A 9828-nucleotide genomic window follows, 5' to 3' on the forward strand; every position below is an offset into this window, starting at 1 on the left:
CAAAGGCGTGCACCATGCGCATACGCAGCTGCTTGTGTTCCGTTGCAGTGCTGGCCAGCACAAGCTGCCTGGCAGACACCGCTGCCGCCAAGCGGTGGATTGACCAGGAGTTTCAACCCTCCAGCCTGAGCCAGGAACAGCAACTGGTCGAGATGCAGTGGTTCATCAACGCCGCACAACGTTTGCAGAGCCAGGGTGTGCGCAGCATCCGGGTGGTCTCTGAAAAAATCGATACCCACGAGTACGAATCGGCCACCCTGGCCAAGGCGTTCCAAGAGATCACCGGCATTGCCGTGCAACAGGACGTGATGCCCGAGGGCGATCTGGTGGACAAGCTGTACGCCGCCATGCAGACCCGCCAGCACACCTACGACGGCTGGATTTCGGACTCTGACCTGATCGGCACGCATTACCGCATGGGCGCAGTGGTGCCGCTGTCAGACTACATGCAGGGCGCCGGCAAAGAATTTACCAACCCCGGGCTGGACCTGCACGACTTTATTGGCACTGCCTTCACCACCGCGCCCGACGGCAAGATGTACCAGTTGCCCGACCAGCAGTTTGCCAACCTGTACTGGTTCCGCGCCGACTGGTTTGCGCGCAAAGACCTGCGGGAGCGATTCAAAGCCCGCTTTGGTTATGAACTGGGCGTACCGCTGAACTGGTCGGCCTATGAGGACATTGCCGACTTCTTCGGCAACGACGTCAAGGAGATCGATGGCCGCAAGGTCTACGGCCACATGGACTACGGCAAGCGCGACCCCTCGCTGGGCTGGCGCTTCACCGACGCTTGGCTGTCGATGGCCGGCGCGGCAGACAAGGGCATCCCCAACGGCCTGCCAGTGGATGAATGGGGCATTCGCGTGGCCTCCGACCAATGCACGCCGGTGGGCGCATCGGTGGCGCGCGGTGGTGCCACCAACTCTCCGGCCGCCGTGTTTGCACTCACCAAATACCTGGATTGGCTAAAGAAATACGCCCCGCCCGAGGCGGCAAACATGACCTTCAACGATGCAGGTCCCGTACCCGCACAAGGGCAGATTGCACAGCAAATCTTCTGGTACACGGCCTTCACTGCGCCGCTGACCCAGCCCGGCATACCCGCAGTCAACGCCGACGGTAGCCCCAAATGGCGCATGGCCCCTTCGCCGCACGGCCCGTACTGGAAAACCGGCATGCAAAACGGCTACCAGGACGTGGGATCCTGGACCTTTTTGCTGTCCACACCACCCACGCAACTGGCTGCAGCCTGGCTGTACGCGCAGTTCGTCACATCCAAAACGGTGTCGCTGCGCAAGTCCATCATCGGGCTGACCTTCATTCGCGAATCCGACATCAAGCACGACTACTTCACCAAAAACGCCAACCGTTATGGCGGCCTGATCGAGTTTTACCGCAGCCCGGCCCGTGTGGCCTGGACGCCCACGGGCAACAACGTGCCCGACTACCCGCGCATGGCACGCCTGTGGTGGCCGCATGTGTCCAGCGCCATCAGCGGCGAGAAGAGTCCCCAGGCCGCCATGGACAGCCTGGCCCTGGCCATGGACGACGTACTGGCCGATTTGCAGCGCACCGGCATGCGCCAATGCACCCCGCGTCTCAATCCGCAACGGGATCCAGCCCGGATGCTGACAACCAAGGGAGCACCCTGGAAAAAGCTTGACAACGAAAAACCCAAAGGTGAAACCATTGCCTATGACCGTCTGTTGCAAGCATGGAAAGAGGGCCGCGTGCAATGAAACTGCCCGCCTTTTCCATGCGCCCGCTGTCACGTGCCCGGTTGCTGTTGCTGGCGTTTGCGACCATCACCATCGTCACCCTGGTGGCCCAGACCTGGTGGGCCATTGCGCAGGACCGCCAACAGACTCTGGCATCAGAAACAACGAACGGACTGGTGGCCGTACGTCTGCTGGAAGAACACGCTACGCAGACATTGCAGGATGCCGTCCACACCCTTGACCGTGTGAGCCGCGCGGTGCAGGACAGCCCAGGCGACAAGGACACCAGCACCATACGGCGCATTGTGGCCACCCACGACATCGGGCACAGCCGGCATCTCAAGGCGCTGCAATACGTCACACCACAGGGCCTGAGCTGGATCAGCTCGCCCGACTACCCCACCCACGCCACCCAGGCTTCACTGCACAGCCACATTCGGTACCTGCTCAAGCATTCTGGTGATCACCATGTTTTGGTGGGGCACCCCTATGCCAGCGCTTACGACAGCCAGTGGGTCATTCCCGTGGCACGAACGCTTTACGGCCCTAAAGGTGAACCGCTGGGCGTCATCAGTGTGGATATCCGCCTGTCGTACTTTGGCGCCTTGTATGCACGCGTGGCCAAGGAGAACAATGCCAGTGTGACCCTGCTGTCGGACGAAGGTTTCATCCTGGCGCGCTCGCCCTTTGAGGCGCGCTATGTAGACCGCGACGTGCGCGACAACCCACGCCTGGCCACCCTGCGTGGCAGTGCTGTGGAAGGCTCATTTGACGACAACGACTTTCTGGACGATGACGAAGGTACCAAGCTCTACACCTACCGCAAGCTCAGTGGTTTTCCCATCACCACGGTCTATGCGCGGGACTACGCCAGCGTCTTCGCGCCCTGGGAGCGACGCAGTTTTGAGCGCGTGCTACTGACCGCCCTGACCATCGCCCTGATCGGTACACTGACCTATTCTCTGCTGTTTTACATCCGCCGTCTGCAACGCACCCAGCACTCGCTGCGCGAGAGCGAAGCCAAGTTTCTCAGCATGTTCCGCCGCTCGCCCGTGCCCCATTGCCTGGTGCGCAGCGACACCAACCAATTTCTGGAAGCCAACGACGCGTGGTTGCAGCAGTTTGGTTTTCGGCTCGACGAAGTAATAGGCCACTCCGCCGTGGAGCTGGGACTCTGGGTCTACCCAGGCCAGCGAACGCAATTGCTCAGCGCGCTTGCCACCAGCGGCTCAGTGGACCGCATGGAAATCGAACACCGCCACCGGGATGGTCACTGCTTCACCTGCCTGCTATCCGGGCGCACCATGCAGTCTGGTGCGGATGGGATGTTGCTATTCAGCCTGGTTGACGTGACGCGCCAGCGGGCGGTCGAGCAGGAAATTCGCGACATGAACCAACAACTCGAGCGCCGCGTGCAGGTCCGCACCGAACGGTTGGAGATTGCCAACCACGATCTCAGCGTTGCGCTGGAATCGGTGCGCTCCATGCAAACCGAGTTAGTGCGCTCCGAAAAGCTGGCGGCACTGGGTTCGCTGGTGGCTGGCGTAGCGCACGAGCTCAACACTCCCATTGGCAATTGCGTCACGGTGGGCAGCACCTTGCAAGAGCAGGTGAACGAATTGACACAAGCATTCGCAAAGGGCGAACTGCGCCGCTCCACCCTGCAACGCTTTACCGACAACGCCACGCGTGGCACTGACATCCTGATGCGGGCCCTGGGCCGGGCCAACCACCTGATCGGCAGTTTCAAACGCGTAGCAGTAGACCAGTCCAGCGACCAGCGCCGCCAGTTTGATCTGCAGACCACCCTGCGCGAAGTTTGCCTCACGCTGGAGCCCATGTACAAGAAGTCACCCTACCAGCTGACGCTGGAACTGCCCGAGGGCGTGACCATGGACAGCTTTCCTGGTGCTTTGGGGCAACTCATCACCAACTTCGTCAGCAACGCGTTACAGCATGGCTTTGAAGGGCGTGCCAGCGGGCACATGCTGTTGCGTGCAGAAGCATCTGCGCTTGATCGCATCACCCTGCAATTCAGCGACGATGGCATTGGCATGACGGAAGACGCCCGCAACCGGATTTACGACCCCTTCTTCACCACCAAACTGGGCCACGGCGGATCAGGCCTGGGCATGAACATCGCTTACAACATCGTGCACGAGTTGTTGGGCGGCAGCATTGACATTGTCTCCAGCCCGGACGCGGGAACCTGCATCACGGTGGAACTGCCGCGCTGCGCGCCAGCCCGCTTGGACGCTACTGGCGAATCACATCGGCACCAACGGGTGGCTTGAACTGAAAGGTGGACGCCGCAAGCGCCGCATTGGCCTCAAAGGCATTGAAACGCAGGCTGGACCGCTGGCCAAAGCTGTCGGTGATTTCCAGCACCGCCAATTGCCCGGCGCGAAACCCCACGCGTACAAACTGCAGAGCGCTGTCCTTGGCCTTGGGCGTTGCGCGCACCCATTCCAACCCGTCGCTGTCGGCATCGGCCGCCAGCACAAAGTCGGCCTGCAGCGCACGCAAATCCGCTGCCGAGGCAATCAACGCCGCCGGCGTGGAACCCAGTGCCTGGGCCTGGGCGCGGGCTGTGACCTGGTTCAGGTCTTTGTCGTAGAGCCACAGCGTTTGGCCGTCGGCCACGATGGTCTGCTCAAACGGCTTTTGGTAAACAAAGCGAAAACGCCCAGGACGCGAAAATTCGAACGTGCCATTGGACTTTTTGGTCCGTGTGGACTGGCCATCCTTGGCTGGCAATGTCACCACCTGGGTGAACTCGCTGTGCGCAGTTTTCACCGTTTTCACAAATGATTCAAGGCTTTCTAGCCCTCCAGCCCTCGCGGATAGTGCGCAGGTAGCTATTAAAACAGTAGTAAATAATTTCATATTTAGTTGGGGTCAGAGCACATTGGCTGTGCCAATTGGACTGACCCACAAGGTTTATTCATTTCTCGCCGGCACCAAGATGTCGCGTTGCCCGTTGGTACTCATGGAGCTGACAAGGCCGGCCTTTTCCATGTCTTCTACCAAGCGGGCGGCGCGGTTGTAGCCGATCTTGAGATGGCGTTGCACCAGGGAGATGCTGGCCTTGCGGTTCTTCAGCACCACTTCCACAGCTTGGTCGTACATCGGGTCTTTTTCACCACCACCGGAACCATCGAGCAACAAATCGCCTTCGCCATCGGCCGTGCCGCCTTCGAGCACGCCTTCGATGTAGTTGGGTTCACCTTGGGATTTGAGGTACTGCACCACGCGGTGCACCTCGTCATCGCTCACAAACGCGCCGTGCACGCGGATTGGCAGGCCGGTACCGCTGGGCATGTAGAGCATGTCGCCCATGCCCAGCAAGGCCTCGGCACCCATCTGATCTAGGATGGTGCGGCTGTCAATTTTGCTACTCACCTGAAAGGCGATGCGTGTTGGAATATTGGCCTTGATCAGGCCGGTGATCACGTCCACGCTGGGGCGCTGGGTAGCCAGAATCAGGTGGATGCCAGCGGCTCGCGCTTTTTGCGCCAGGCGGGCAATGAGCTCTTCAATCTTCTTGCCCACCACCATCATCAGGTCGGCCAGCTCGTCAATTACCACCACGATGTGCGGCAGGCGCTCCAGTGGCTCGGGGGATTCGGGCGTCAGGCTGAACGGGTTATAGAGAAATTCGCCGCGCGCCTTGGCTTCGTCTATTTTGTGGTTGTAGCCGGCCAGGTTGCGCACGCCGACCTTGCTCATGAGCTTGTAACGTTTCTCCATCTCGGCCACGCACCAGGTCAGGCCATAGGCAGCCTGCTTCATGTCGGTCACCACGGGACACAACAGATGTGGAATGCCTTCGTACATCGACATTTCCAGCATCTTGGGGTCGATCATCAAGAGGCGTACATCGCGCGCCTCGGCCTTGTACAAAAGCGAGAGGATCATGGCGTTGATCCCCACCGATTTACCCGATCCGGTGGTGCCGGCCACCAGCACGTGGGGCATCTTGGCCAGGTCGGCCACAACCGGATTGCCCACAATGTCTTTGCCCAGTCCCATGGTCAGCATGCTCTTGGCCTCGTTGTAGACCTGGGAGCCCAAAATTTCAGAAAGGCGAATTGACTGGCGCTTGGCGTTGGGCAACTCCAGCGCCATGTAGTTCTTACCGGGAATGGTCTCCACCACGCGGATGGACACCAGGCTCAGGGACCGCGCCAGGTCTTTGGCCAGACCCACAATTTGCGAGCCTTTCACACCGGTGGCCGGCTCGATCTCGTAGCGGGTAATAACCGGGCCAGGCTGGGCCAGCACCACGCGCACTTCCACGCCAAAGTCCTTGAGCTTCTTCTCGATCATGCGGCTGGTCATTTCCAGCGTCTCGGGAGCCACGGTTTCCTGGCGCACCAGTGCACCGTCGAGCAAATCCACCTGGGGCAGTTTGCTGTCGGGCATTTCGCTGAACAGGGGTTTTTGCCGTTCTTTGGCCACGCGTTCGCTGCGCGGCTGCTCCACCAGGACCGGTTCGACGATGACCACCGGCTTCGGGTGATGCTCCACCACCTCTTCACGTTCTTCGAGCAGGATTTCCTCGCGCTCACGCATGGCCTGTTGACCCAGTTGGCGGTCTTGTGCGCGCTCAATTTGCTGCTTGCGTGACTGCACCAGCGCGTCCACCCGGGCTCCCATGCGCTCTGCCACATGCATCCATGAAAAACCAAACACCAAAGCCGAACCAATCACCCCCAGGGCAATGGACACCAGGCCCGAGCCGGCAAAGCCCAGCCATTTCACACTCAAAGGCCCCAGCAGGTAACCCAGGGCTCCGCCGCTGTGGTCCGGCAATCGCGGCTCCAAGCTGTACAGACGTGCCCATTCCAGTGTGGTGCTCGCATAAAGCAACACCAGCAAACCTACCCAGAACACCCAGCGCCGGGTCAGAATGCGGCTGCGTGCCTCGCCCCGCAGCCGGTTGGCCAACAGGGACAGCCACACCCGCACTCCCACCGCCACGCACCACCAGACCGAGAACCCCAGCAAAAAATAGCTCACATCGGCTACCCAGGCACCCAACCGCCCGGCCCGGTTGGCCAATGGCAAACCGGTGCCCGAGGTCGTCCACGCGGCGTCCTGGGTTGAATAGGTCAAAAGGGCAATCAGCCAGAGCGCCAGCAGCACAAATCCGACGATCAGGGCGATTTCGCTGGCAAAGCGGCCCATGCCAGTGGATGCCCGCTGGGGAGCGGGGGTGGAAGCTTGCAGGGTGTGGAGAGAATAAGTCATGTCAAAACAGAAGTCGTGGCAAGCTTAACGCAAGCCAGAGCTGAACGGTCGACCTGAGGACTAGCGCGGCAGCACCCGACGCTCAAAAACCCGGACCATGCCGCCTTCCAGCATTTTGATAAAACCCTGCTCCTCAAAGTCTTTCATCACGCGGCCCACCATCTCGCGCGATGCGCCTACCATTTTGGCAATATCCTGGCGTGAGACTTTCTCGCGGATGAGCAAGGCATCCTCTTCGTCGACCACAGCTGAGTCGAGCAGCACCAGGGCCACCCGACCGTACACCCCCATTAGAGCCAGCGAACTGATCTTTTGGTTGGCGCTACGCAGGCGCTGCACCAGGCCGTGCATCACTGCAAAGGACATGCCGGTGTTTTCGCCCAAACAGCGCAAAAAGGCATCGCGCCCCAGCACCAACACATCTACCTGCTGATCGGCAATCACGGTGGCGGAGTGGGGTTCGCTGTCGATCAGGCTCATTTCACCGACGTAATCACCGGACTTGAGGGTGGCCAGAATTACCTCGCGCGCCTTGTTGTCGGTCATCAGCACGCGGGTACGACCCGACAGGATGATGTAGAGCGAATGTGTCAACTTGCCTTGCTCAACCAGGGTTTCGCCACGCTTGAAGCGCTTTTTGGTCACCGCAGCCGCCAAGGATTCAGCCTGCGCCGGTGTGAGCATGGCAAAAGGGAGACCCGGCGAATCAAATCCAGGTTGCTCAGCATTGACATTGAATCGTTCCCAAAACTTGGAGATGGTGTTTCTTACAATCGGGCTTGTATTGAAATGGCCTGCATTGCCCCGCAATGTACACGGCCAAGCCTCCCATTAATATCACAAAAGGTTAACCCATGTCCGATTCCAAACACGCCAAGGTCCTGATTCTGGGCTCTGGCCCCGCTGGTTACACCGCCGCCGTCTATGCGGCGCGCGCCAACCTCAACCCGGTGTTGGTCACTGGCATGGCCCAGGGTGGCCAGCTCATGACCACCACCGATGTGGATAACTGGCCGGCCGATGTGAACGGCGTACAAGGCCCGGACCTGATGCAGCGCTTTCTGGAGCACGCCGAACGCTTCAACACCGAAATCTTGTTCGACCACATCAGCGCGGTGGATCTGAGCAAGCGACCCTTCACCCTGACCGGCGACAGCGGCAGCTACACCTGCGATTCGCTCATCATCGCCACGGGTGCATCGGCCAAATACCTGGGTTTGCCCAGTGAGACGGCCTTCATGGGCCGTGGTGTGTCGGGCTGCGCCACCTGCGACGGTTTCTTTTACCGCGACCAGGTTTGCTGCGTGGTGGGCGGCGGAAATACTGCCGTTGAAGAGGCGCTGTATCTGTCCAACATCGCCAGCAAGGTCATCCTGGTGCACCGGCGTGACAAGTTCAAGGCCGAGCCCATCCTCGTCGACAAGCTGATGGAAAAGGTAGCCTCAGGCAAAATCGAACTCAAAACTTTCCATACACTGGACGAAGTGCTGGGTGATGCCTCTGGCGTGACCGGCATTCGTGTCAAGAACGTCAACGACGGCAGCACCGAGGAGATCGCGCTGACGGGCTGCTTCATCGCCATCGGCCATGCGCCCAACACCGAGATATTCCAGGGCCAACTGGACATGGCGGGTGGCTACATCATCACCCAGGGTGGGCTTAAAGGTTTTGCCACCCAAACGTCCATTCCGGGCGTATTTGCCGCCGGCGACGTGCAGGACCATGTGTACCGACAGGCCATTACCAGTGCCGGAACCGGCTGCATGGCGGCGCTGGACGCACAGCGGTTCCTGGGACAAGACTAACTACGCTATAATAATCGGCTTTGCTGAGTTCGACCCGTGAGGGTTACGCGCCAGCACTATCCGCCGGGTCACCTTGGCGGGGGGTTACCGCCACCCTTTTTTATTGGCGAGGTGAGGCCAGAGCGAGATCAGGCCGGTTTGCTCAAGCAGACTGTCCTAGTCGCCAGTGATGGCCGTTTAAGAAGTATCGGAGTGTCCTCATGGCACGCGTATGTCAAGTCACGGGCAAAGGCCCGATGGTTGGGAACAATGTTTCCCACGCCAACAACAAAACCAAGCGCCGGTTCCTGCCGAACCTGCAATACCGCCGTTTCTGGATCGAAACTGAAAACCGCTGGATTCGTCTGCGTATCAGTAATGCAGGCCTGCGCCTGATCGACAAAAAAGGTATTGACGTGGTGCTCGCAGACCTGCGCGCACGGGGTCAGGCCTGAAACCTTGCGGGACAGACCTTTAGCTCTGTCCTCAACTGATTAAAAGGAACTTCAAAATGGCAACCAAAGGCGGACGCGAAAAAATCAAGCTGGAATCTACTGCCGGCACCGGTCACTTCTACACCACGAGCAAGAACAAGAAGACCATGCCCGAAAAGATGTTGATCAAGAAATTTGATCCCAAAGCTCGCAAGCATGTGGACTACAAGGAAATGAAGCTGAAATAAAGGCCTCATCAAACTTTCCAACAATAAGCCCGCACATGCGGGCTTTTTTGTGCGCGCTCCTAGAGCAGGGTTCACACCCGTGCGGCGCGCAACTTCAACGAAAAGTCGTGCAAGGCGGCAATGCCGCTGGCTTCTGCGCGCAGGCACCAGCCGTGCAGATCGTTGGCCAGTTGCTCGCGCGAAACCGAAGTGTTGAGCCACATCTGGCGCAGTTCTTCCCGCATAGTGACCATCTTGTCCAACATGGGCGATGCAGCACGGGCCTTGGCCAGCTCGGTTGCAACCGCAGCGGGCACCTTCTCTACATCCCTGTGCATCCAGCGCTTGGCAGCACGAATCACCGCCACGTCGGCACTGCGTTCGCGCATGGCGGCCATCTCCAGCCGCACCG

The 9828-nt window shown here is 59.7% G+C and carries 8 protein-coding genes and 1 pseudogene; 5 read left to right on the forward strand and 4 right to left on the reverse strand.

The genetic code is table 11. The features are described 5' to 3' along the window. Positions 1-14 precede the first annotated feature (14 nt). Complete coding sequence (locus tag IPI80_RS14770) at positions 15-1739, forward strand: ABC transporter substrate-binding protein (protein WP_413861390.1); 1725 nt, start codon at positions 15-17, stop codon at positions 1737-1739. Further along, entirely contained in the window at positions 1736-4012 is a 2277-nt protein-coding gene (locus tag IPI80_RS14775) for a sensor histidine kinase (RefSeq protein ID WP_413861392.1), read from the forward strand. The genes IPI80_RS14770 and IPI80_RS14775 overlap by 4 nt, the downstream gene beginning before the upstream one ends. On the opposite strand, the gene lolA is transcribed toward IPI80_RS14775, so the two are convergent. The 3 genes and pseudogenes from lolA to IPI80_RS14790 all read right to left on the reverse strand — a co-directional run bounded on the left by lolA (position 3975) and on the right by IPI80_RS14790 (position 7705). Next, on the reverse strand, positions 3975-4604 hold the full coding sequence (gene lolA / locus IPI80_RS14780) for an outer membrane lipoprotein chaperone LolA (protein WP_413861394.1): 630 nt from the start codon (positions 4602-4604) through the stop codon (positions 3975-3977). The two genes, IPI80_RS14775 and lolA, sit on opposite strands and share 38 nt — an antisense overlap. A 54-nt stretch (positions 4605-4658) precedes the next feature. Further along, positions 4659-6971, reverse strand: coding sequence for a DNA translocase FtsK (locus IPI80_RS14785; RefSeq protein ID WP_413861396.1), 2313 nt, complete (start codon positions 6969-6971; stop codon positions 4659-4661). Positions 6972-7031: 60 nt separating this feature from the next. Then, positions 7032-7705 (reverse strand): annotated as a pseudogene (locus tag IPI80_RS14790) (Crp/Fnr family transcriptional regulator). Between the two features lie 120 nt (positions 7706-7825). Here IPI80_RS14790 and trxB point away from each other — a divergent pair. From trxB to rpmG, 3 genes are all read left to right on the forward strand, one after another. Then, positions 7826-8776 carry a thioredoxin-disulfide reductase gene (trxB, locus tag IPI80_RS14795; protein ID WP_413861398.1) on the forward strand — a complete coding sequence of 317 codons (951 nt, stop codon included), beginning with the start codon at positions 7826-7828 and terminating at the stop codon, positions 8774-8776. Positions 8777-8976: 200 nt separating this feature from the next. Continuing rightward, positions 8977-9210, forward strand: a complete 234-nt coding sequence (gene rpmB, locus IPI80_RS14800; RefSeq protein WP_413861400.1) for a 50S ribosomal protein L28 — start codon at positions 8977-8979, stop codon at positions 9208-9210. Between the two features lie 56 nt (positions 9211-9266). Then, positions 9267-9437 (forward strand): 50S ribosomal protein L33, encoded by a 171-nt coding sequence (gene rpmG, locus IPI80_RS14805; RefSeq protein WP_011465453.1) that lies wholly within the window; start codon positions 9267-9269, stop codon positions 9435-9437. 71 nt (positions 9438-9508) lie between these two features. Here rpmG and IPI80_RS14810 read toward each other — a convergent pair. After that, a partial coding sequence (locus IPI80_RS14810; protein ID WP_413861403.1) for a transposase occupies positions 9509-9828 on the reverse strand: 320 nt, incomplete at its 5' end.

It is taken from the genome of Candidatus Aalborgicola defluviihabitans, from assembly GCF_016705985.1.
Lineage (GTDB): Bacteria > Pseudomonadota > Gammaproteobacteria > Burkholderiales > Burkholderiaceae_C > Allorhodoferax > Allorhodoferax defluviihabitans.